Source organism: Mesorhizobium sp. ESP6-5 (genome assembly GCF_020164695.1).
Taxonomy (GTDB): Bacteria; Pseudomonadota; Alphaproteobacteria; order Rhizobiales; family Rhizobiaceae; genus Mesorhizobium; species Mesorhizobium australicum.
In genome coordinates this window covers 164,565-186,199 of sequence record NZ_JAIUGR010000010.1, presented here as the reverse complement: position 1 = coordinate 186,199, position 21,635 = coordinate 164,565, and the positions used below count along the sequence as shown (strand labels likewise).

21 protein-coding genes are annotated in these 21,635 nt (G+C 64.3%); 8 read left to right on the top strand and 13 right to left on the bottom strand.

The window, feature by feature from the left end:
* Positions 1–45: 45 nt before the first annotated feature.
* From phnK to phnG, 5 genes are read right to left on the bottom strand one after another with little or no spacing between them, the layout of a single operon-like run.
* Positions 46–822: a phosphonate C-P lyase system protein PhnK gene (gene phnK, locus LB524_RS18335; RefSeq protein WP_015315654.1), complete on the bottom strand. Its 777-nt coding sequence runs from the start codon at positions 820–822 to the stop codon at positions 46–48.
* Positions 819–1,730: an alpha-D-ribose 1-methylphosphonate 5-phosphate C-P-lyase PhnJ gene (locus LB524_RS18330; protein ID WP_015315655.1), complete on the bottom strand. Its 912-nt coding sequence runs from the start codon at positions 1,728–1,730 to the stop codon at positions 819–821. The genes phnK and LB524_RS18330 overlap by 4 nt, the downstream gene beginning before the upstream one ends.
* Entirely contained in the window at positions 1,727–2,839 is a 1,113-nt protein-coding gene (locus tag LB524_RS18325) for a carbon-phosphorus lyase complex subunit PhnI (protein WP_224528985.1), read from the bottom strand. Before LB524_RS18325 ends, LB524_RS18330 begins: the two co-directional genes overlap by 4 nt.
* A 1-nt stretch (position 2,840) precedes the next feature.
* Entirely contained in the window at positions 2,841–3,452 is a 612-nt protein-coding gene (phnH, locus tag LB524_RS18320) for a phosphonate C-P lyase system protein PhnH (protein WP_224528984.1), read from the bottom strand.
* The gene (gene phnG, locus LB524_RS18315) at positions 3,452–3,913 is read right to left on the bottom strand and encodes a phosphonate C-P lyase system protein PhnG (RefSeq protein WP_140787834.1); all 462 of its coding nucleotides are present in this window, start codon (positions 3,911–3,913) and stop codon (positions 3,452–3,454) included. Before phnG ends, phnH begins: the two co-directional genes overlap by 1 nt.
* Before the next feature lie 111 nt (positions 3,914–4,024).
* Between phnG and phnF the strand changes: the two genes are divergently transcribed.
* The gene (gene phnF / locus LB524_RS18310; RefSeq protein WP_224528982.1) at positions 4,025–4,774 is read left to right on the top strand and encodes a phosphonate metabolism transcriptional regulator PhnF; all 750 of its coding nucleotides are present in this window, start codon (positions 4,025–4,027) and stop codon (positions 4,772–4,774) included.
* Positions 4,775–4,776: 2 nt separating this feature from the next.
* On the opposite strand, the gene LB524_RS18305 is transcribed toward phnF, so the two are convergent.
* From LB524_RS18305 to LB524_RS18280, 6 genes are all read right to left on the bottom strand, one after another.
* Positions 4,777–5,793: a zinc-binding alcohol dehydrogenase family protein gene (locus LB524_RS18305; protein ID WP_224528980.1), complete on the bottom strand. Its 1,017-nt coding sequence runs from the start codon at positions 5,791–5,793 to the stop codon at positions 4,777–4,779.
* A 64-nt stretch (positions 5,794–5,857) separates the two neighbouring features.
* Positions 5,858–6,823 carry an ABC transporter permease gene (locus LB524_RS18300; RefSeq protein WP_015315661.1) on the bottom strand — a complete coding sequence of 322 codons (966 nt, stop codon included), beginning with the start codon at positions 6,821–6,823 and terminating at the stop codon, positions 5,858–5,860.
* Complete coding sequence (locus LB524_RS18295; protein WP_140618932.1) at positions 6,820–8,373, bottom strand: sugar ABC transporter ATP-binding protein; 1,554 nt, start codon at positions 8,371–8,373, stop codon at positions 6,820–6,822. Before LB524_RS18295 ends, LB524_RS18300 begins: the two co-directional genes overlap by 4 nt.
* A gap of 151 nt (positions 8,374–8,524) precedes the next feature.
* A complete protein-coding gene (locus LB524_RS18290) occupies positions 8,525–9,517 on the bottom strand; it encodes an ABC transporter substrate-binding protein (protein ID WP_015315663.1) in 993 nt (330 codons plus the stop codon).
* Positions 9,518–9,853: 336 nt separating this feature from the next.
* Entirely contained in the window at positions 9,854–10,852 is a 999-nt protein-coding gene (locus LB524_RS18285) for an aldo/keto reductase (RefSeq protein WP_015315664.1), read from the bottom strand.
* Positions 10,853–10,913: 61 nt separating this feature from the next.
* Positions 10,914–12,419: a UxaA family hydrolase gene (locus tag LB524_RS18280; protein WP_015315665.1), complete on the bottom strand. Its 1,506-nt coding sequence runs from the start codon at positions 12,417–12,419 to the stop codon at positions 10,914–10,916.
* A gap of 206 nt (positions 12,420–12,625) precedes the next feature.
* Between LB524_RS18280 and LB524_RS18275 the strand changes: the two genes are divergently transcribed.
* From LB524_RS18275 to gndA, 6 genes are all read left to right on the top strand, one after another.
* Positions 12,626–13,528, top strand: coding sequence for a GntR family transcriptional regulator (locus tag LB524_RS18275; protein ID WP_140618928.1), 903 nt, complete (start codon positions 12,626–12,628; stop codon positions 13,526–13,528).
* 115 nt (positions 13,529–13,643) lie between these two features.
* Positions 13,644–14,000, top strand: a complete 357-nt coding sequence (locus tag LB524_RS18270) for a DUF2946 family protein (RefSeq protein ID WP_140721095.1) — start codon at positions 13,644–13,646, stop codon at positions 13,998–14,000.
* A 94-nt stretch (positions 14,001–14,094) separates the two neighbouring features.
* Positions 14,095–14,637, top strand: a complete 543-nt coding sequence (locus tag LB524_RS18265) for a copper chaperone PCu(A)C (RefSeq protein WP_140721098.1) — start codon at positions 14,095–14,097, stop codon at positions 14,635–14,637.
* A gap of 37 nt (positions 14,638–14,674) precedes the next feature.
* On the top strand, positions 14,675–15,193 hold the full coding sequence (locus LB524_RS18260) for a YcnI family protein (RefSeq protein ID WP_140721101.1): 519 nt from the start codon (positions 14,675–14,677) through the stop codon (positions 15,191–15,193).
* Positions 15,194–15,245: 52 nt separating this feature from the next.
* Positions 15,246–16,880, top strand: coding sequence for a copper resistance CopC/CopD family protein (locus LB524_RS18255; protein ID WP_224528966.1), 1,635 nt, complete (start codon positions 15,246–15,248; stop codon positions 16,878–16,880).
* 116 nt (positions 16,881–16,996) lie between these two features.
* Positions 16,997–18,421 carry an NADP-dependent phosphogluconate dehydrogenase gene (gene gndA, locus LB524_RS18250; protein ID WP_224528964.1) on the top strand — a complete coding sequence of 475 codons (1,425 nt, stop codon included), beginning with the start codon at positions 16,997–16,999 and terminating at the stop codon, positions 18,419–18,421.
* Between the two features lie 49 nt (positions 18,422–18,470).
* On the opposite strand, the gene LB524_RS18245 is transcribed toward gndA, so the two are convergent.
* A complete protein-coding gene (locus LB524_RS18245; protein WP_224528962.1) occupies positions 18,471–19,403 on the bottom strand; it encodes a LysR family transcriptional regulator in 933 nt (310 codons plus the stop codon).
* A gap of 95 nt (positions 19,404–19,498) precedes the next feature.
* On the opposite strand from LB524_RS18245, the gene LB524_RS18240 reads away from it, so the two are divergent.
* On the top strand, positions 19,499–20,371 hold the full coding sequence (locus LB524_RS18240; RefSeq protein WP_140618915.1) for an NAD(P)H-dependent oxidoreductase: 873 nt from the start codon (positions 19,499–19,501) through the stop codon (positions 20,369–20,371).
* On the opposite strand, the gene LB524_RS18235 is transcribed toward LB524_RS18240, so the two are convergent.
* Entirely contained in the window at positions 20,353–21,402 is a 1,050-nt protein-coding gene (locus LB524_RS18235) for a LacI family transcriptional regulator (RefSeq protein ID WP_140823907.1), read from the bottom strand. The genes LB524_RS18240 and LB524_RS18235 overlap by 19 nt on opposite strands.
* Positions 21,403–21,635: the final 233 nt, after the last annotated feature.

Here is a 21,635-nt window from a genome sequence, read left to right as displayed (position 1 = left end):
AGAAGGTTCTCCAATCGTCAATCGTCGGCGGGACACGCGCCATCATCACACCTGCAAAATCGAGGAAACCAGCAATTGCGTGTAGGGCGCGCGCGGGTCGTCGAGGACGCGGTCGGTGAGGCCGCTTTCGACGACGCGGCCGTCCTTCATCACCATCATGCGCTGCGACAGCAGCCGCGCCACGGCGAGGTCGTGGGTGACGACGATCGCGGCAAGGCCGAGGTCCGTGACCAGGCCGCGCAAGAGATCAAGCAGGCGGGCCTGCACCGAGACATCCAGGCCGCCGGTCGGCTCATCCATGAACACCAGCCGTGGCCCGGTGACGAGATTGCGGGCGATCTGCAGCCGCTGACGCATGCCGCCGGAAAAGGCGCGCGGTTCGTCGTCGATGCGGTCTTCCTCGATCTCGACGCGCGACAGCCAGTCGACCGCGGTAGCGCGGATCTTGCCGTAGTGGCGGTCGCCGACCGCCATCAGCCGTTCGCCGACATTGGCGCCGGCCGAGACCGTCATGCGCAGGCCGTCGGCTGGGTTCTGATGGACAAAGCCCCAGTCGGTGCGCATCAGGAAGCGGCGCTCGGCCTCGCTCATGCGGTAGAGCTCGCGGAACTGGCCGTCGCGCATGCGGTAGCTGGCTGTGCCGGAGGAAGGCAGCAGCCGCGTCGACAGGCAGTTGAGCAGCGTCGTCTTGCCGGAGCCGGACTCACCGACGACCGCCAGAACCTCGCCCGGCCACAGGTCGAAGGAGACATTGTCGCAGCCGACCCGCGAGCCATAGAACTTGGAGAGCGCCGAGACGCGCAGCAGCGGTTCGTCGGTCATTGCGCCGGCTCCATGTTTCCTGCGGCAAGATCGGTTTCGGGGGCAAGGTGGCCGCGATGGCCGTCGGCGCGCCGCTTCTCGCAATAATCGGTGTCGGAGCAGACGAACATGTGGCCGCCATGGTCGTCGAGGATGACCTCGTCGAGATAGACATTCTCGGCCGCGCACAGCGCACAGGGCTGATCGAAAGTCTGCACCTCGAACGGATGATCCTCGAAGTCGAGGCTCACCACATCGGTGAAGGGCGGCACGGCGTAGATGCGCTTTTCGCGGCCGGCGCCGAACAGCTGCAGGGCCGGCGAGCGGTGCATCTTGGGATTGTCGAATTTTGGCGTCGGCGACGGGTCCATCACATAGCGGCCCTCGATCTTGACCGGATAGGCATAGGTGGTGGCGATGCGGCCGTGCTTGGCGATGTCCTCATAGAGCTTCACATGCATGAGGCCGTATTCTTCCAGCGCATGCATTTTCCGCGTTTCGGTCTCGCGCGGCTCGAGGAAGCGCAGCGGTTCGGGGATGGGAACCTGGTAGACCAGCACCTGGCCCGCCGTGAGTGGATGTTCGGGGATGCGGTGACGGGTCTGGATGATGGTGGCGGTGGCGGTATCGGTGGTGACCGCAACGTTAGCGACTTTCTTGAAGAAGGCGCGGATCGACACGGCATTGGTGGTGTCGTCGGCGCCCTGGTCGATGACCTTGAGCACATCGTCGGGGCCAATAATCGACGCGGTGACCTGCACGCCGCCAGTGCCCCAGCCATAGGGCATCGGCATTTCGCGCGAGGCGAACGGCACCTGGTAGCCCGGAATGGCGATGCCCTTGAGGATCGCGCGGCGTATCATCCGCTTGGTCTGCTCGTCGAGATAGGCGAAGTTGTAGGTGGCGATGTCTGTCGGTTGCGCAGTCATTCCGCTGCCTCCTTTTTTTCTTCCGCCTTCGCTGGATTCTCGCGTGCTTCGTACTCGGCGCGCATGCGACGTACGAGATCGAGTTCGGCCTGGAAGTCGACGTAGTGCGGCAGCTTCAGGTGCTCGACGAAGCCGGTGGCCTGGACATTGTCGGAGTGCGAGATGACGAACTCCTCGTCCTGGGCGGCGGCGACGATATCCTCGCCGAGCTCGGAGGCGCGCAAGGCGCGGTCGCAGAGCGCCATGGCCATCGCCTTGCGTTCGCTCTGGCCGAAGACGAGGCCGTAGCCGCGGGTGAATTGCGGCGGCGCCTTGGCCGAGCCCTTGAACTGGTTGACCATCTGGCATTCGGTGACGCGCACCGTGCCGAGCGGCACGGCGAAGGGCAGTTCGGGAACGTCGAGTTCCAGTTCGACCTCGCCGATGCGGATTTCGCCGACGAAGGGATGGTTGCGGGCATAGCCGCGCTGGGTGGAATAGCCGAGCGCCAGCAGAAAACCCTCGTCGCCGCGCGACAGTGCCTGCAGGCGGATGTCGCGCGCCATCGGGAATTCCAGCGGCTCGCGGGTGATGTCGCCGGGCACATGGTCCTGCGGCATCTGGCCATCGGGCTCGATCAGGCCTTCACGGGCGAGGATCGCCGAGACGCGCGGCATTGCCTGCGCTTCCGTCTCGCGCTGCAAGGGCTCGGCGACATCGGCGCCAGCGGCAAGTTCAGGGTCGAGCAACCGATGCGTGTAGTCGAAGGTCGGACCGAGCAACTGGCCGCCTGGCAGATCCTTGTAGGTCGCCGAGACGCGCCGTTCGACCAGCATGGCGCCGGTGTCGATCGGCTTGCTGTAGCCGAAGCGCGGCAGCGTTGTGCGGTAGGCGCGCACCAGGAAGATCGCCTCGATCATGTCGCCGCGTGCCTGGACGATGGCGAGTGCGGCCAGTTCACGGTCATAGAGCGAGCCTTCGCTCATCACCCTGTCGACGCCGAGCGCCAGCTGTTCGACGATCTGGTCGAGGCGAAGTGCGGGCACCGAGCGGTCGCCGCGCCGGCGATCGGCGAGCAGGCTGTGGGCGTTGGCAATGGCGGCCTCGCCGCCTTTTACCGCGACATACATCTTACACCTCCATCGTCTTGATGCGCGTCGTGCGCGGCAGGCAGGCTATGCGGTCCGATGTGGCGAGGATGATGTCGACGCCGCGCGGAAAGCGCCTGATATTCTGCTTCCACTGCTCGACGAAATGGCGCGGCATCTGTGCCGGCGCGATCGTGGCGCTGGTTTCGATGCCCGGGCCTTCCAGCAAGAGCGGGGCCCCTGAAGTGAGATCGCCGACCTGCAGGATCAGCGTCGTCGATCGGTCGGGATAATCCTGCGTGCCCTGTGAAAAACCGTCGAGCGCCATCATCTCGGCCGGCGTGGCAACGAACGCGAAATGCGCGTCGGCCGGCGTGTTGGCCAGCGGCGCGCCTGTGTGGAAACCAAGCCAGGACCCGATCGCGGCGGAGGCATGCAGGGCAGGGTCGAGCCAGAGCGGCGTGTCGTTGTCGCATAGCGCCAGTGCTACGGCGCCCGACGTCGCCGAGAGCGGAGCCGGCGGGCGGGCCAGGGGTGGCAAGGGGTGGACACTGCCCGGCCGCGCCATGGCATCCATGACGGCCCGAAACACGGTCTGAGCGTTGAAGACCGGATCGGCGAAACCGCCCTCGATCGATTGCGCAGCGATATCCATCAATCTTCTCCGCGAACCATGGTGAAGAAATCCACCTTCGTTGCCGCCGTCTCGGCGCGGCGTTTTTCCTGGGCAGCGGTGAGAGCCGAGCGTAAAGGCGTAATGAGCCTGGTCTCGACCTCGGTGCGGCGGGCAGGGTCCTGCCAGAGCGCGTCGGCTATTGCTCCCAGCTTCGCCTTCTGCTTGTCGCGGCCAAGCGCGTAGCAATGGCCGACCTGCCCGGATGGCAGCCGGACAGTGGCACGCGTGACGGTCGCCTCGCCGACATTGAAGGGCGCGCCGCCGCCGCCGATGCGGCCACGAAGCGTGACAAGGCCCGTCTCGGGACCGCGCAGAAGTTCGGCTTGCGAAGGCAGGCCGGACTCGTTCCAGAGCCGGACGATGTCGTCGCCGCTCGATTGCGCCAGCGTCGCCATGGCGGCCTTGCGCTCGGCCTGGTCGCGGCCTTCCTGTCCTCGCATCGCCAACTTCCTCTCAGCTAAATTTGTCTATTGATATAGACAACTATACAAGTTATACATATTACCTAACGCGAGTCCATGACGGGTGCGTGACAGGCCGGGGGGCAAAACATGATCGGGCATGATGTGGCCGACAGCATCGAGCGGCGCAGCGGCGTCTCACTGTGGCGCCAGATCGCCGACAGGATCCTGCAATCGATCGCCGCCGGCGATCTCGCCGAAAACGCCGCGCTGCCGCCCGAAGTCGCGCTGGCCGAGCGCTACGGCGTCAACCGTCACACCGTACGCAGCGCCATATCGGCCCTCGTGCAGGAGGGCGTGCTGCGGGCCGAGCAGGGACGCGGCACCTTCGTCCTGTCACGCAAGCGGCTGTCCTATCCGATTGGCGCGCGGACACGCTTTTCGACTGGCCTGCAGGGGCAGACGTCGGAACGGCACATCGTGCTGCTCGCTTCGTCGGTCGAGCCCGCCAGCCAGCGCGTGGCCGAAGGCCTTGGCCTCGCCAGGGGTGCCGAGGTGATCCGGTTGGAGACACGCGGCGAGGCTGACGGACGGCCAGTGTCGCGCGCCGCTGGATGGTTCGATGCCCGGCGCTTTGCCGGCATCGACAAGGCGATGGCGCAAACCGGTTCTATCACCGCCTCGCTCGCACGTTTCGGCATCGACGATTATCTCAGGCAATCGACCGTGCTCTCGGCACGCCATGCGGGCGCCGCCGATCTCGCCGATCTCGATCTGCAGCCGGGCGCCATCGTGCTGGTCACGGTTGCGGTCAACGTCACACCTGACGGCCAGCCGATCCAGTTTTCGGAGTCGCGTTTTCCGGCCGAGCGGGTGGAGCTGAAGCTGTCGGCGCTGTAGGGCTATCCGATCTCGATGACAGCCTTGATCAGGCCCGACTTTTCATGCGCCCAGCGGGCGAGATCCCCTGGCGTATCGGCCAGCGTGGTGCGGTGGGTGACAAGCTTGGCCAACGGCACGGCACCATTGCGGATCGAGGCCGCGACATGGTCGAAGTCGGCGCGCAACGCATTGCGGCTGCCGATCAATGTCATTTCTCGCTTGTGGAACTCGGGATCGGAAAAAACAATATCGTCCTTGACGACGCTGACCAGCACCAGCGCTCCGCCATGCGCGACGTGGGCGAAGGCCGATCGCACCGATCGCGTGTTGCCGGTGGCGTCGAACACCACGTCGAAGCCTTCGTCGCCGGTCGCATCACGCACCAGATCGGACACGGGTGCTTGCGAGCCGTCGAGAATCGAAAAGCCGAGTTCACTCGCCGCGAAGACCAGTCTTTCGGTGCTCATGTCGAGAAGTGTCACGTCCAACCCGGCAATGCGGGCGAAGATGGCGGTGCCGAGCCCGATCGGGCCAGCGCCGATGACCAGGGTGCGGGCGCCAGGCTCGGCCCGGGCGCGCCGGACGGCATGCGCGCCGATGGCCAGGAATTCGACGGCGGCGGCGTCGGCGAGCGACAGGCCGTTGGTGGGATAGAGATTCTTAGCCGGCACCAGGATCTGTTCGCACATGGCGCCGTCGCGGTGCACGCCGAGCACTTCGATCCTGACACAGCAATTGGGCTTGCCGTGCCGGCAGGCGATGCATTTGCCGCAGGAAAGGTAGGGGTTGATGATCACCGGTTCGCCAAGGGCGAGGTCGACGCCTTCGCCCCGCTCGATCACTGTGCCGGAGACTTCGTGGCCCATGATGCGGGGATAGGCGAGGAAAGGGTGCTTGCCCTCGAAGATATGGTAGTCGGTGCCGCAGATGCCAACATGGCTGACCGCCACCAGAGCCCAGCCGGGAGGTGGGGCGCCGGGAGCCGGGTGGTCTTCGACAGCAAGGTCGCCGGGCGAGCGGCAGACGACGGCTTTCATGCTTTGATCCAGTCTGTTCAAGAAATCGCCGGCCCGCGCCAGGCCGGCGATCGATTGGAATGCGTCATTTGCCGCGGCGGCGCAGTCCGTCGAAGTAGACGATGATGATGATCAGCGCGCCGGTGATGATGCGCTGCCAGAACGAGTTGACGTTGAGCAGGTTGGCGCCGTTGTTGATGGTGGCCAGGATGAAGGCGCCAAGCAGCGGCCCGTGCACCGAGCCGACCGCGCCGAACAGCGAGGTGCCGCCGATGACCGAAGAGGCGATCGCCTGCAGTTCCCAGCCCTCGGCCTGGGTCGGGTTGCCGATGCCGATGCGGGCGGCGAGCAGCACGCCGACGAAGGCCGCGCACAGGCCGGACAGCGTGTAAGCCATGTAGATGGTGCGCTGGACATTGACGCCGGACAGGCGCGAGGCCTCGGCGTTGGAGCCGACCGAAAAGAGGTAGCGGCCCCAACGGCTGTGATGCAGGAAGACATAGGCGGGCACACCCACCAGGATCACCATCCAGAACAAATTGGGGATGCCGATAAAGGAATTGCGCGAGAAGGCGGTAAAGCTGTCGCTGTTGATGTTGATCGAGTTGCCGTTGGTCATCAAAAGGCCGATGCCGCGCAGCGAGGTCAGCGTCGCCAGCGTGATGATGAACGGCGGCAAGCCCATCTTGACGATGCCGAAGCCATGGAAAAGGCCGATGGCGACACCGACGAGCAAGGTGATCAGGATGGCGACCGCGATCGGAACGCCGGCATTGATCAGCATGGCGACGACGACGGTGGCGAAGCCGACCACCGCGCCGACCGACAGATCGATGCCGCCGGTAATGATGACGAAGGTCTGGCCGACCGCCATGATGGCGATCATCGAGCCCTGCCGCAGAAGATTGGCGATGTTGTTGCCCGAGGCGAAGCTTGGCGTCGCCAGGGACAGGACGATCCAGAGCAGCACCAGCAGCGCCAGCAGCGTCAGCCCGAACAGGACGTTGTAGTTGCGCTTCGGTTTTTCGGCGGGGATCGCCTCGATGCTCATGTCTGTCCTCCCAGTTTTTCTTGTTTCTCGGCGAGCGCCTGCGTGAGAATGTCCTCGTGACTGGCGGTGTGGAACCCGTGCGTGGCCACCAGCTTGCCGCGCCGGAACACGTGCAGCGTGTCGGCCAGTTCGTAGACCTCCGGCAAATAGGACGAGATCAGGATGATGCCGGCGCCCTTCGACAACAGCTCGCCGAACAGGCGATAGATCTCCGCCTTGGTGCCGACATCGACGCCGACCGTCGGTTCGTCGAAGATGAACAGCTTGGCGCCGTGCGCCAGCCATTTGCCGATGACGATCTTCTGCTGGTTGCCGCCCGAAAGGCTCGACGCCAGCGCCCCGCGCGTCGGCGTCTTGATCCTCAGGCCGGCGATCTGACGGTCGGCCTCGGCCTTCTCTTTCGCATTCGAGATCAACAGATTGCTGGAGATGCGCTTGTAGATCGGCAAATTGAGGTTGAGGCCAACCGGCAAATTGAGGCAAAGGCCTTGGTCGCGGCGGCTTTCCGGCGCCAGTGCCATGCCGAGCTTGATGGCGTCGTGCTCGGAGTTGATCTGGACGTCCTTGCCTTCCCACAGGATCTGGCCGGCCGACTTCTTGTGACGTCCATAGAGCGAGGTGACGAACTCGCTGCGGCCGGCGCCGATCAGTCCGTAGAGGCCGACGATCTCACCGGCACGCACCGTCATCGAGATGTTCTCGAAGCCTTTGCCCGACAGGTTCCTTGTTTCGACGATCGGAGCGCCCGGCGTGAAATGCTCCTTGTGATAGACCTGTTCGATAGAGCGGTTGATCATCATCTTGACCAGCTCGGCATCATTGGTCTCGGCGATATTGCGTGTGCCGACCAGCGTGCCGTCGCGCAGCACGGAAACCCGGTCGGCGAGTTCGAAGACCTCCTCCATGCGATGGCTGATGTAGATGATCGTCACGCCTTCACCCTTCAGGCGCCGGATCAGCGTGAAAAGCTGGTCGGCCTCCTTGCGGGTGAGGTAGGCCGTGGGTTCGTCGAAGATCAGGAATTTGGTGCCGCGCACCGTGGCGCGGGCAGCGGCGATCAGCTGTTGCTGGCCGATGGTGAGATCACCCAGCACGACATGCGCCGGCAGGTCGAAGCCGAGATCGTCGATGATCGTCTGCGCTTCCCTGACCATGGCGCGCTGCTGCAGGATGCCGAAACGGGAATTTTCCTCGCCAAGGAACATGTTGGCGGCGACCGTCAGGTGACGGCACAGCACGACTTCCTGGTGCACGGCATTGATGCCGAGCGCCATCGCTTCATGCGGCGTCGCCAAGGCAGCCGGCTGGCCTTCCCAGAGGACCTCGCCAGAGGTGCGCGGCATGACGCCGGTCAGGAGTTTGATGAGGGTCGATTTGCCGGCGCCGTTCTCGCCGACGATGGCGTGGATTTCGCCTGACTTGAAGGCGAGATTGACCGGCTTCAGCGCATGGGTGCCGGGGTAGCGTTTTTCCAGCCCGCGCAGTTCGAGGATGGTCCTGCCGGGTTCCAGCACGGGGGCCGGATGCAGTTCCTGCGCCGTCGGCGTCATGACAATCCTCCCAGATTGGCCTCGCGGTTGGCATTCGGCGAGGCTGCGGTCGTCTTTCAGGCGAAGGCCAAACGGGCTGATCGCCAAGCCGCTTTGGCGGCGGATGCTTCCGGGGCCTCTGGCCCCGGAAGCGGTTTTGAACGCCGGCTGCTTAGAGCTTGGGATTGAGCAGCGCGTCGATCTTGGGGTCCTTCATATTGGCCTTGGTCACCAGATTGGCGCCGGTGTCGACATTGGCCTCGACCTTTTCGCCCTTCGAGGCGGCGAGCGCGGTCTTGATGCCGTCATAGCCCATCCGGTAGGGATCCTGGACGACGAGGGCGGAAATGACGCCGTCGTTGAGGAACTTGATCAGCTTCTCGTCGCTGTCGAAGCCGACCAGCGCCAGCTTGCCGCCAAGGTTGTTCTCGGCGACGGCCTGGCCGACGCCCTGCGCCATGATCAGGTTGGAGGCGAAGATGCCCTTGAGGTTCGGATTGGCGGTGATCAGGTCGGTGGCGATGTTGAGTCCGGTGGTGGCCTGGCCGTCGGCGTATTTGTCGGCGACCAGCTTCAGGCCGGGATATTTTGCCTTGAGCTGCTCGGTGAAGCCCTGCTTGCGCTGTTCGAGCGAGCCGGCGCCGGGAGCGTTGGTGATCAGGGCGACGTCGCCCTCGATCTTGCCGCCATTGGCGGCGCCGATGGCGGCGGCAAGGCCGTCCGCGGCGACGCGTCCGCCCTGCACGTTGTCGGTGGTCAGGAACGAGGTGAAGGCCTTGGAGTCGGCGCCGGAGTCGATGCCGATGACCTTGACCTTGGCGGCCGCTTCATCGATCGGCTTGCCCAGCGCCTTGAACTCGGTGGGCGCGATCACGATCGCGGCCGGGTTGCTGGCGACGGCGTTCTCGAGGATCGAGACCTGGCCGTTGACGTCAGTCTCGGCCTGGGCGCCGAGTTCCGGCACGTTGATGCCGAGATCCTTGCCGGCCTTGCGGGCGCCGGCCAGAACGATCTGCCAGTAGAAGGACGTGGTGTCCTTGACAATGATCGGGATGGTCACATCCGCCGCCGAAACCGGTGCGGTATGCATGACGCCGGTGAGCATCGATGCTGCCGCCAGGGCCATGACGGCGCGGCGGTTGAGAATGCTGGTCACGAATTTCATAGGATCCTCCCTAAGTCGCCCGGTGAACGTTAACGGAAGCTCCGTCCGGATAGGCGTGGCCCAAACAGAACTTTATCAATAAAAAACAGTTGCACCGTTTTGATAGTGCATCGATCCAGCCGATGCAAGCGGTGTTTCAGCCAGTTCTTCCAACTGCCCGACAATGACTCCCCCAGCGGCGGCTCTCCCTTGTCGCGGTCAGGCGCTCCCGTTTCCGTTCTGTGAAGGTATGGAATATTAATTCCATAGATCAGTCAACATGGAATGTTCATTCTTCTCTGGATCGCGACATCGTGAAGGCGGGTCGCGCGCCCGTGCACATCGCGACGATGCGCTTCAATGCAGTTCCTGCACCACCGTGTAGGGACGATACCTGGCATAGTCCGTCTCCGGCACGTCGATATCGAGCAGTTCGAGGTTGCGCGTCAGGTTTGCCAATTTTGCGGTACCGGTCAGCACAGTGGCGACCGCGGGTTCGTGCAAAGGAAACTGGAACGCGGCGGCGGGCAGCGGGTAGCCACCTTCAGCGGCGATCTTCTCCATGGCGTCGACACGGTCGAGAACATCGCGGCTGGCGGGCTGGTAGTCGAAATGCGCCCCTTGCACCGGCCCGGTCGCCAATATGCCTGAGTTGAAAACCCCGCCAATGACAAGCGAGGTCCGTTGCGCCCGGCACAGCGGCAGCAATTCGGCTTCCGCGCTGCGGTCGAGCAAGGAATAGCGGCTGGCGAGCAGGATGCAGTCGAGCGGCGCGCGGCGCATCACGTCGAGGCAGATCTGGACTTCATTGACGCCGAGCCCGTAGGCGGAAATCGTGCCGGCCCGCTTCAGCTCCTCGAGCGCCTTGAGGCCGCCGTCCATCAACTGGCGAAAGTGCAATTTGGTTTTCTCGACACCGTGCGTGTAAACGCCGATATCGTGGACAAACAGGATGTCTATCCTGTTTAGCCCAAGGCGCGCATAGCTGAACTCGACCGAGCGCATGATGCCGTCATAGGAATAGTCGTAGTCCAGCGCGAAGGGCAGCGGATCGACATAGGAGTGGTCTGGCACCTGATCTTCGGGCACCGGGTGAAGCAGGCGGCCGACCTTGGTCGACAACACATAGGAATCACGTGGCTTGTAGCGCAGGAAATCGCCGAAGCGCCGTTCCGACAGGCCGAAACCGTAGAAGGGCGCGGTGTCGAAATAGCGCAGGCCCGCCTCCCAGGCACCCTGCAGCGTTTCCATTGCCGCTTCGCGCGAACACGCCCGGTAGAGGCCGCCGATCGCGGCGCCTCCGAAACTGACTTCGGTGACCTCCAACGCGGTCTGGCCGATGCGGCGTTTTTCCATGCGCAACCTCCCTATCCCGGCCACTTGTCCGGCCGGGCAGTCTATCAGACATCAATCGAAATCAGAGCGTCGCGCCGAGATGCCAGGGCACGAATTCGTTGTCCCCGTAGCCAAAATCCTCGCTCTTGGTCTTGCGGCCCGAAGCCGTCTCGACGATTAGTTCGAAGATCTCCCGGCCCATGCCGGCGATGGTCTTTTCGCCGGAGGCAATGACGCCGCAATTGACGTCCATGTCCTCTTCCATCTGGTGATACATGGTCGAGTTGGTGGCGACCTTGATCGAGGGTGTCGGCCGGCAGCCGAAGCAGGAGCCGCGGCCGGTGGTGAAGACGATGACATTGGCGCCGCCCGCGACCTGACCGGTGGCAGAGACCGGGTCGTAGCCGGGCGTATCCATGAACACCAGCCCATTGCCGGTGACCTTCTCGGCGTAGCCGAAGACGCCGTTAAGCGGCGTCTGGCCGCCCTTGGCGACCGCGCCCAGCGACTTTTCCAGGATGGTGGTTAGGCCGCCGCGCTTGTTGCCAGGCGACGGATTGTTGTCGATCGAGGCGCCATGCTTGGCGACGTGATCCTCCCACCATTTCACGTAGCCATCGAGCTTCTTGGCGACCTCGGGGCTTGCGGCGCGATAGGCGAGCAGGTGCTCGGCGCCATAGATTTCCGTCGTCTCGGAGAGGATGCCGATGCCGCCGACGCCAGCGAGGATGTCGACGGCCGCGCCCAGCGCCGGATTGGCCGTGATACCCGACATGCCATCGGAGCCGCCGCATTGCAGGCCGACGACGATCTCGCTGACGGGGATCGGCTCGCGCTTCAACTGGCCGACTTCCTCGGCGATCTCGGCCAGCACGCCCATCGCCTTTTCGACCGATTTGCGCGACCCGCCGGCATCCTGGATGTTGAAGTGGCGCTTGCCGGCGGCGGCACCCTTCTGGCCGTAAAGCGTGAGCTGGTTGACCTCGCAGCCGAGCCCGACCATCAGCACGCCGCCGAAATTCGGGTGGCGGGCATAGCCGGCCAGCGTGCGGTGCAGCACCATCATGCCGTCGCCGGTGCCGCTCATGCCGCAGCCCTGGCCATGGACGATGGGCACGAAGCCATCGATCCCGGGATATTTCGGCAAAAGGGTCCGGTTGGCGGTGTCGGCGATCGAATGGCAGACGGTGGCCGAGCAATTGACGCTGGCGATGATGCCGATGAAGTTGCGCGTGCCGGCGCGGCCGTCGGCGCGGCGATAGCCCATGAATGTCCGGGCGCGGTCCGCTTCCGTCGCATGCTCGGCCTCGCTTGGCGGCACCACGGGGAGGCGGCCGGCCTCGAAGACCAGATTGTGCGAATGGACATGCTCGCCGGGCGCGATGTCCTGCGTGGCGCGACCGATCGCCTGAGCGTATTTGACCACGGCTTCACCCGCGGCAATCGGCTTGATCGCCACCTTGTGGCCGGGCTCGATGACGGTGGCAGCGAGCGCGCCACCCGGCAGCGCGGTGCCGATCTCGATGCGCCCATTGGCAACGGCGACATTGTCGGCGGGGGACAGAAGAATGGTATTCGAGACGTTCACGGGCGGTTTCCTGGGTGATCCTGGGATGCGCGGATTGACACGCGCCTGTTAAGAGTTAATGTCTTTTATCGTGAAAAAACAGTTTTGCGTCAATTGTTTTTTCACGGCGGTTCCGCCCTGGGTAAGTGGTGGCGCTGCAGACGATGGAACGTCATATTGCGCTTCAAGCCGGCCGCCGCAAGCGCTGGCGTGCAACGGGTCAGGGGATGTCGAAGAGCAACAACGTCTACAAGGACGCCTATAACCGTTGTCTGAGGCTGCTCGATGAGACGCGCAGCCTGCCCTCGGAACCGGAACTTGGCGCCTTGCTGGGAGTCAGCCGCACGACCGTGCGCAGCATCCTGGCGCGCATGGAAGAAACCGGGTTGATCGCCTGGAACAAGCGCGCCAAGACGGTGCTGCGCGATCCACGTGCGGATGATTTCTTTCCCGAGGAAGAGACCGACACGCTGGCCGAGATCATCGAACGGTCGTTCATGCGCAGGCTGCTGGCCGGCGGCGCCGAGGCCGGCATGCAGATCAACGAGCTCGAACTGGCGCGCGAGATCGGCGTCGGCACCACCAGCGTACGCGAGTTCCTGATCCGCTTCTCCCGCTTCGGCCTGATCGAAAAACGCCGCAACAGCCATTGGGTGCTGAAAGGCTTCACGCGGGCCTTCGCGCTGGAACTGACCGAGATCCGCGAAATGTTCGAATTGCGCTCGGCCGCCGCCTTCACGGCGCTGCCGCAGGACAGTCCGGTATGGGGCGATCTCGATCGGCTGGAAGGGGAACACCGCGTTCTGGCACGCGAGATCGCGACGCGTTTCAATGAGTTCTCGGAGCTGGACGAGCGCTTGCACCGGCTCATTCATCGCGCCTCACGCAACCGCTTCATCGTCGATTTCTACGACGTCATCGCCATGATCTTCCACTACCACTACCAGTGGAACAAGGCACAGGAACGCGAGCGCAACGAAGTCGCGATCGGCGAGCATCTTGCCTATATCGAGGCGCTCAAGTCGCGCGATCTCGGCAAGGTCGATGCCGCCTGCCGCAAGCACCTGAAGTCGGCCCGCCAGACATTGCTGACCTCCATCCCGGAAAGCCGGCCATCCCAAAAGAACTGATCCTGCCGTGTTGCCGCAGCATGGAATTGACGATTTTCGACCTCTGGCTGCCGTGGTAGGGATAGTCATCGATTTGAAGAGGCAAATGGTGAACCGCCGGGAGAGACGCTGGAGCATGCCGGTCGCGCTTGTCGCGGCCTGTCTGCTGTTGCTCCAGTCGACACTTGGTGCGTTCGCCTTCAGCATCGGGCCTGATACCGCGCAGCTCGATGCCTTCGGCAACGTCATCTGTACCCACGATGGCGCCACACAGCTTCCCGGCGGCGACCAGCACCCGTCCCATCCGCCGGCCTGCTGCACACTCGGCTGCAGCATGTTTTCGCCGGCCTATGCGCCGCCGGCCGATGCCAGGCTTGCACTTGCGTCCCTTTCCTTCGAGACCGTCGCCTTCGTCTTCCCGGCGACCACGCATCTCGACTTCGCCCGCGAACGCTCCCCATCGAACCCGCGCGCGCCGCCACTGGCGGCTTGAGCCTGCTTGCTTGCGGAACCTTTCGCGAGCGTACTCATCCAAGATCAAGCATTCGCGACCGGCGACGGCGCGATCATCATGTCGTGGAGCAACCATGTCCCATTCTTTCCGTATATCGGCGGGCACTGTGTTCGGCCGCACCCTGTCCCGCTTCAAAGCCGATTTCGGCATTGCCGCGTTGGCCCTCGCGCTTGTCTTCCTGGGCGCCCAGGCCGTCCTGGCGCATGAATTCAAGGTCGGCGATCTCGAAATCGAACACCCCTGGTCGCGCGCCACGCCAGCCGGCGCCAAGGTGGCCGGCGGCTATTTCACCATCGTCAACAAGGGCAGTACACCGGACCGGCTGCTGTCGATTTCCTCCGACGTCTCGGAAAAGGCCGAGCTGCATCAAATGGGCGTCAAGGACGGCGTCATGACCATGCGGCCAGTGGATGGTGGCCTGGAAGTCCCGGCAGGCGGCAAGGTCGCGCTGGCGCCCGGTGGCTACCACCTGATGTTCATCGGCCTGAAGCGGCAACCCAAGCAGGGTGAAAAATTCGCCGCCACGCTGACCTTCGAGAAGGCCGGCACGGTCAATGTCGAGTTCGCCGTTGAAGGGATGGGCGAAATGGGCGGCATGGACGACCACGCCAATTGATCGCGCCAATCACCAATTTTGAATCTGAGGGACCATCATGAACAAATATCTTTTGGCGGCCGGCGCGTTTCTCGTGCTGGGGACAAATGCCGCCTTCGCGCACATCACGCTCGAGACCCAGGAGGCGGCAGTCGGCTCGACCTACAAGGCTGTGCTGCGCGTGCCGCACGGTTGCGACGGCAAGGCCACGACGGCGGTGCGCGTGCAGATCCCGGAAGGGGTGATCGCGGTGAAGCCGATGCCCAAGTCGGGCTGGACGCTGCAGACCAAGAAGGGCAAGTACGAGAAATCCTACCAGCTCTATGGTCAGGCGGTTGCCGATGGGGTCAAGGAAGTCGACTGGAGCGGCGGCAATCTGCCGGATGAATTCTACGATGAGTTCATCTTCCGGGCGACGCTGACGGCCGACCTGCCCGCCGGCCAGAAGCTGTACTTCCCGGTGGTGCAGGAATGCGGCGATGCCGCCGCCCGCTGGATCGAGATTCCGGCGGCCGGACAGGATGAGGACGCGCTGGAGAACCCGGCGCCCGGCATCAAGCTCACGCCGAAGAAATAGCTTTTCTCCCTGGCGCTCTGCCTGTCGGAGCGCCGCATCCCCATGGCATGGCATGATCGCAATACCTTCCTGGATAGTCGATACGAACAGCAAGCTCGTCGGCTGGATTGCCGGCGGGCTGCTCGCCGCGGCCATGGCGCTCATCGTCATGGCCTCGACAAGCCAGGCCCTTGCCCATGCGGCGCTGATCAAGACCGATCCGGCCGACGGTGCGGTGCTGGCGCAGGCGCCAGCGCGGTTCTCGCTGACCTTCAGCGAGCCGGTCTCGCCGTTGGTGCTGACGTTGGTGATGCCCGACGGCACCCCGGTTCCGCTGACCGACTTCCGTCTCGGCGACCAGACGGTCGAGATCGACAATCCGCGGGCGCTCAAATCCGGCACGCATGTGCTGAGCTGGCGTGTCATTTCCGCCGACGGCCATCCGGTCGGCGGCTCGCTGCTGTTTTCCATCGGCGCGCCAAGCGAGCCGCCGGCCGTCTCCGAGGCGATTGACTGGCCACTGCGGTCGGCGATCTGGATCGGCAAGGTTTTTCTCTACATAGGCCTTTTCCTCGGCATTGGCGGCGCGTTCGCCTTTGCCTGGCTGGCCAGGGCTGGCCGTGCCGGCCAGCGCTTTGTCGCGGCCGCGATCTTGTGCGGGCTGGTGGCGGCACCCTTGTCGCTGGGCTTTCAGGGTCTCGATGCGCTGGGGGCGCCGCTCTCCCATCTGGCGCAGCCGGTGATCTGGCGCACCGGGCTCGGCACCAGCTTCGGCTGGACGGTGCTGATCGCCCTGGTCGCCTTGGGACTTGGCCTGCTGTCGCTGGCCGGACCGCGCGCGGCCGCCAGGCCGCTTGCCCTTGCCGGACTGGCTGGCGTCGGCGTCGCACTCGCCGCCAGCGGCCATGCCAGTGCGGCCGAGCCGCAATGGCTGACACGGCCGCTGGTCTTCGTGCATGGCGTCGGCATCGCTTTCTGGGCCGGCGCCTTGGTGCCGCTCGGTCTCGCGCTGAAGCGTCAAGCGGCGGGCGCCGTCGAATTCCTGCACCACTTCTCATGGGCAATCCTGCCTGTGGTGGCCTTGCTTGCCGCGGCAGGCATCGTGTTGGCCGTGATCCAGGTGCAGATACCCTCGGCGCTGGCCGACACAGCCTATGGCCGGCTGCTGCTGGTCAAGCTCGCGTTGCTGGTCTTCCTGTTCACGCTCGCTGCCGTCAATCGCTGGAAGCTCACTGCTTCGGCCGAGGCGGGAGCGACCGAGGTGCAACGCAGGCTCACCCGCTCGGTCGGCGTCGAAGTGCTGATCGTGCTGGCGATCTTCGGGGTCGCCGCGGGCTGGCGCTTCACGCCGCCGCCACGAGCACTGGCGATCGCGGCGGCGCAGCCGGTTTCGGTCCACATCCACGCGCTGCAGGCGATGGCCGATCTCAGCATCACGCCAGGCCATGCGGGGCCGGTGGTCGCCTCGATGATCATCATGACCGGCGATTTCGGACCGCTCGACGCCAAGGAGGTGACGCTGGTGCTGTCGAAGCCCGATTCCGGCATCGAACCGCTGAAGCGCGCGGCGACCAGGCCCGGCGACGGCAGCTGGCGTGTCGACAACCTCATCATCCCGGTACCCGGCCGCTGGATGGTGCGCATAGACATCCTGGTCTCGGACTTCGAGATGGTGAAGATCGAGGCGCCGGTCGACATCAGACCGTAACGTCCCAGCCACACAATTGGGCGAGGCGGTTGACGCGGGCCTGAAGGGCCGTCAATCATTCAAGCAACAATGAGCGCAAGCTCGAAAACACCAGATCCGAAAGCAGGGAAGAAACGATGGAAAAAGCCGAAATCGGGCTGATCGGCCTTGGCACTATGGGCTCCAACCTGGCGCTGAACATCGCCGAGCACGGGCACCGCATCGCCGTCTTCAACCGCACAAGGGCACGCACCGACGCTTTCGTCGAGAATTCCGGCGCGCTCAGGGACATGGTCGTCCCCTGCTACAGCCTGGAGGAACTTGCCGCCGCGATCCGGCCGCCGCGTCCGATCATCATCATGGTGCTGGCCGGCAAGCCGGTCGACGAGCAGATCGAAGCGTTGCGTGGCGTGCTGTCCGACAACGATATCGTCATCGATGCCGGCAATGCCAATTTCCGCGATACGATGCGGCGCTTCTCCGAGCTCTCTGGCTCGGGTTTGACCTTCATCGGCATGGGTGTCTCCGGCGGCGAGGAGGGCGCGCGCCACGGACCCTCGATCATGGTCGGCGGCACGGAAGACTCCTGGAAGCGCGTCGAGAAGGTGCTGACCGCGATCTCCGCCAAGTTCAAGGAGGAACCTTGCGCCGCATGGCTCGGCACCGACGGCGCCGGGCATTTCGTCAAGACCATCCATAACGGCATCGAATATGCCGACATGCAGATGATCGCCGAAATCTACGGCATCCTGCGTGACGGCCTGGGCATGGGGCCGAAGGAGATCGCCACGGTATTTTCCAACTGGAACAAGGGCCGGCTCAATTCCTACCTGATCGAGATCACCGCCAAGGTGCTCGCCGCCGACGATCCGAAGACCGGCAAGCCGGTGGTCGACATCATCCTCGACCGCGCCGGCCAGAAGGGCACCGGCAAATGGTCCGTCATCGAGGCGCAGCAGCTCGGCATTCCGGCAACCGCGATCGAAGCGGCGGTGGCGGCGCGCGTGCTGTCGTCGATCAAGGACGAGCGGCAGGCGGCGGAAAAGGCCTATAGCAATATCGGCGTGACCAGGATTTCCGGCGACAAGGACGCGCTGCTGAAAGACCTCGAACTGGCGCTGTTCGCCGGCAAGATCGCCGCCTACGCGCAGGGCTTCGCGGTGATGAGCGGCGCTTCGAAGGAGTTCAACTGGAACCTGCCGATGCCGACCATCGCCAAGATCTGGCGCGCCGGCTGCATCATCCGCTCGCAGATGCTCGACACGATGGCCGAGGCTTTCAGTGGTGGCGCTTCCACCAACCTGTTGATGGCACCTGCCTTCATCAGCCTGATGCAGGAGGCGCATCCGTCGCTGCGGCGCGTCGTGGCGAGGGCTTCCGAAGCCGGCGCGCCGGTGCCTGCACTGTCTTCGGCTCTTGCCTATTTCGACAGCTACCGCCAGGGCCGCGGCACCTCGAACCTGATCCAGGCGCAGCGCGACTTCTTCGGGGCGCATGGTTTCGAGCGCATCGGCGAGCAGGGCGCGTTCCACGGACCGTGGGGCAGCGGCGCGGCTGGCTAGATCACGCTATGAAGACATCCGGCTTAGCTTGGCTGCCGTGCCGGAATACTCACCGCTCCACATGTGGCTTCTCGATTCCGGGGATGCCGCCGACCTGTTGGGCAAGAAAATCGACCAGCAGCCGGACCCGGGCGATGCCCGCCCGTTCGGGGACGATCAGCATGCTGAGCGGAACCGAAGGCAGCGCATAGTCCGGCAGAATCGCTTCAAGCCGGCCGGACGCCAGGAGATCGCCGACAAGCCATTGGTGGGCGGGCGCAATGCCGCGCCCGGCGAGCAGGGCTTCGCGTGCGGCAAGCCCGTGGTCGACCCGGAGGCGCCCTGCAAACGGCACTGTATGGCGGTTGCCGTCTGGTCCTTGCAGCACAAGGGTGTCGCTGCCGGCAACGTTTGACATCCGGATACCTTCGTGATCGGCCAGGTCCCCGGGACCTTCAGGCCTGCCGCGTTCAGCGAGATAGTCGGGCGCCCCCACGAGCAGTCGCCGGGATTGGCCGAGCGCTCGCAATTTCATGGAACTGTCGGTGAGCGGGCCGAGACGAAGCGCGATGTCGACGCCTTCCATGACGAGGTCGATGCGTTCGTCGGTGAGGCTGAGATCGACGCCGATGTCGCGATAGCGGTCCTGAAACGCGAAGATAAGCCGGCTGACATGCAGCACCCCAATGGCGGCGGTGCAGGAGAGCCGGATCGTGCCCGCGGGCGCCGCGCGCGTGCCGCGAACCTCGTCGCCCGCCTGTTCGACAAGGCGCAGGATCTGCACGCTGTCTGCATAATAGCGGCTGCCCTCATCGGTCATCGTGACACGCCGGGTGGTCCTGCTGAGCAGGGCGACGCCGACGGCCTCCTCCAGTTCCCTCAAATGGCGCGTGACTGTCGACTGGCCGATCCTGAGTTCACGCGCGACCGCCGACAGACTGCCTCGTTCAGCAACGCGCACGAAGGTGCGCATGCGCTCGAGCGTGACAGCTGATTTATCCATTAATTGGCAGAATATTATGCATTCTCGACATGTAGCGGATGATGCGGCTGTTGGCTATCTCAGGGTCAATGTTTCCAACAGAGGATCGACGGATCATGAAAGTCCTACTTGTCTTTGCCCATCCCGAGCCACGGTCGCTCAACGGCACGCTGCGTGACGTCGCCGTCAAGGAACTCAAGGCTCAAGGCCACGAGGTTCGGGTGTCCGACCTCTATGCGGACGGTTGGAAATCGGAGGTCGACCGCGCTGACTTCCCCGAGCTTTCGCCAGACGCGCGGCTGGTGCCGGTGGGGGCCTCCAAACAAGCATACGAGTCCAATGCTCTGACCGCAGACGTCAAGACCGAGATCGAGAAGCTGCTTTGGGCCGATGCGCTGATCCTGCAGTTTCCGCTGTGGTGGTTCACCATGCCGGCGATTTTGAAAGGCTGGGTCGATCGGGTCTTCGCCTACGGCTTCGCCTACGGCGTCGGCGAACATAGCGACAAGCGATGGGGTGACCGGTACGGCGAGGGCACACTCGCGGGCAAGCGAGCGATGCTGATTGTGACAGCCGGCGGCTGGGAGGATCATTACTCCCCGCGCGGCGTCAACGGACCGATCGACGACCTGCTGTTCCCGATCAATCACGGAATCCTCTATTATCCGGGCTACGACGTGCTTCCGCCGTTCGTGATGTACAGTGCGGACCGTCTCGATGCAGCTGGCTTCGAGCTTGTCGCCGAACGCCTGCGCGAACGGATGCGGACACTGGCGACCACGGCGCCCATTCCCTATCGGCGGCAGAATGGTGGCGATTATCTGATCCCGAGCATGCGGCTTCGTGCCGAACTAGCCGATCCGGGAGCAACCGGCTTCGGACTTCATGTGAACCGCGGGGCTACCGACCAGAACGGTTCCTGGTTTGACGGGATGCATGTGGACTTGCCCGATCAGATCCGGGCAGACGCTCAGTCAGAGCGCCGATAGGCCACGACGCCCTTCGGTTCGCTCAGGCTCTGCAGCGAGCCGGGCGCGGCGCCGCCGATCCAGCCGAGCACCGAGCGGGCGAGTTCGGACCCGGCCAGGCGGAAGTCTTCGTTCACGACCAGCAATTCATGCCTGAACAGATGCAGCAGTTCCGACGACTGCTTCGACACCACGTCGACGTCGCGGCCGAGCTTGAGGCCGGCGTCCTCGATGCCGGCGACGATGGCGAGGGTCGCGGCGGCGGCGCTGCTGACGATGCCGTCCGGCCTGATGTCGCGCCGCATCAGCTGCGCGGTCCTCGTCCTGATCTGTTCGATCGAATGGTCGATCGAAACGGTGTTGAACGGCACCTCGCTGGCGCCGACTTCGCTCAGCGCATCGGCAAAGCCGTCGACCGTGTGGCGGTAGTAGCTCAAACCCACCGGCGGCGTCACCAAAGCGAGCCGGCGGCGGCCTAGGCCGGCGAGATGGCGCACCGCCTCGGCCGCGAAGGCGTAATTGTCGAAATCATGATAGGGATGCACGAGCCCCATATCGGTGCGGCCGTGGGTCGCGAAGGGAATGCCGCGCTCCAGCATGTAGCGGGCGCGGGGGTCGTTCGGCTGCGTGCGTGAAATGATGACGCCGTCGGCGGAGCCGGTCTCCACGAGATAGCGCACCGGATCCAGCGGATCCTGCGAGCGCGAATAGGGCGTGACGATCAGGTGGTAGGGCGTGTCGGCGATGACTTCCGTGACGCCATAGATGATGTCGGAGACAAAGCTCATGAGTTCGTGCTCAGTGTTGAGCACGAGGCTGATGACATTGGTCTTGCCGGTCCTGAGGCGCACGCCGGCGCGGTTCGGCCGATAGCCGATCTGCTTGGCCACGAGCTGGACTCGGCGCCTGGTCTCGGCGCCGATCTCGGGCGCGTCCTTCAAGGCCCGCGAGACGGTGGTGACGCCGAGCCCGGTCATGAAGGCAAGCGTCTTCAGCGTCGGCCGCTCCTGTGCCGTCGCCTCGTCATCCTTGGCCGTGCGCTGTCTGTTCATCCGTCCCGCCCATCAGGCGCATAGCAGCCGCCGGGCAGCCCGGCAATGTTGCGGCCGCTCCCCGTGGCGCGTCACCTGCAGTGGAAGTAGTATACTGAAACGTTACAGCTTGTCACGATCAGTGTAAACGGGCGCGGGCGGACGCAAAAAAGACGCCGTCAACCGCGGGGCGAAAAAGCGTTGGGATTCAGAGGGAAGCGCGCTCTTGGCAAGTTTCTTGCTGTTCTTACCTA

What these genes read in the sequence shown, in the direction of transcription:
- phnK (WP_015315654.1), bottom strand. Translation starts at nt 822, where the DNA reads ATGACCGACGAACCGCTGCTGCGCGTCTCGGCGCTCTCCAAGTTCTAT.
- LB524_RS18330 (WP_015315655.1), bottom strand. Translation starts at nt 1,730, where the DNA reads ATGACTGCGCAACCGACAGACATCGCCACCTACAACTTCGCCTATCTC.
- LB524_RS18325 (WP_224528985.1), bottom strand. Translation starts at nt 2,839, where the DNA reads ATGTATGTCGCGGTAAAAGGCGGCGAGGCCGCCATTGCCAACGCCCAC.
- phnH (WP_224528984.1), bottom strand. Translation starts at nt 3,452, where the DNA reads ATGGATATCGCTGCGCAATCGATCGAGGGCGGTTTCGCCGATCCGGTC.
- phnG (WP_140787834.1), bottom strand. Translation starts at nt 3,913, where the DNA reads ATGCGAGGACAGGAAGGCCGCGACCAGGCCGAGCGCAAGGCCGCCATG.
- phnF (WP_224528982.1), top strand. Translation starts at nt 4,025, where the DNA reads ATGATCGGGCATGATGTGGCCGACAGCATCGAGCGGCGCAGCGGCGTC.
- LB524_RS18305 (WP_224528980.1), bottom strand. Translation starts at nt 5,793, where the DNA reads ATGAAAGCCGTCGTCTGCCGCTCGCCCGGCGACCTTGCTGTCGAAGAC.
- LB524_RS18300 (WP_015315661.1), bottom strand. Translation starts at nt 6,823, where the DNA reads ATGAGCATCGAGGCGATCCCCGCCGAAAAACCGAAGCGCAACTACAAC.
- LB524_RS18295 (WP_140618932.1), bottom strand. Translation starts at nt 8,373, where the DNA reads ATGACGCCGACGGCGCAGGAACTGCATCCGGCCCCCGTGCTGGAACCC.
- LB524_RS18290 (WP_015315663.1), bottom strand. Translation starts at nt 9,517, where the DNA reads ATGAAATTCGTGACCAGCATTCTCAACCGCCGCGCCGTCATGGCCCTG.
- LB524_RS18285 (WP_015315664.1), bottom strand. Translation starts at nt 10,852, where the DNA reads ATGGAAAAACGCCGCATCGGCCAGACCGCGTTGGAGGTCACCGAAGTC.
- LB524_RS18275 (WP_140618928.1), top strand. Translation starts at nt 12,626, where the DNA reads ATGTCGAAGAGCAACAACGTCTACAAGGACGCCTATAACCGTTGTCTG.
- LB524_RS18270 (WP_140721095.1), top strand. Translation starts at nt 13,644, where the DNA reads ATGCCGGTCGCGCTTGTCGCGGCCTGTCTGCTGTTGCTCCAGTCGACA.
- LB524_RS18265 (WP_140721098.1), top strand. Translation starts at nt 14,095, where the DNA reads ATGTCCCATTCTTTCCGTATATCGGCGGGCACTGTGTTCGGCCGCACC.
- LB524_RS18260 (WP_140721101.1), top strand. Translation starts at nt 14,675, where the DNA reads ATGAACAAATATCTTTTGGCGGCCGGCGCGTTTCTCGTGCTGGGGACA.
- LB524_RS18255 (WP_224528966.1), top strand. Translation starts at nt 15,246, where the DNA reads ATGATCGCAATACCTTCCTGGATAGTCGATACGAACAGCAAGCTCGTC.
- gndA (WP_224528964.1), top strand. Translation starts at nt 16,997, where the DNA reads ATGGAAAAAGCCGAAATCGGGCTGATCGGCCTTGGCACTATGGGCTCC.
- LB524_RS18245 (WP_224528962.1), bottom strand. Translation starts at nt 19,403, where the DNA reads ATGGATAAATCAGCTGTCACGCTCGAGCGCATGCGCACCTTCGTGCGC.
- LB524_RS18240 (WP_140618915.1), top strand. Translation starts at nt 19,499, where the DNA reads ATGAAAGTCCTACTTGTCTTTGCCCATCCCGAGCCACGGTCGCTCAAC.
- LB524_RS18235 (WP_140823907.1), bottom strand. Translation starts at nt 21,402, where the DNA reads ATGAACAGACAGCGCACGGCCAAGGATGACGAGGCGACGGCACAGGAG.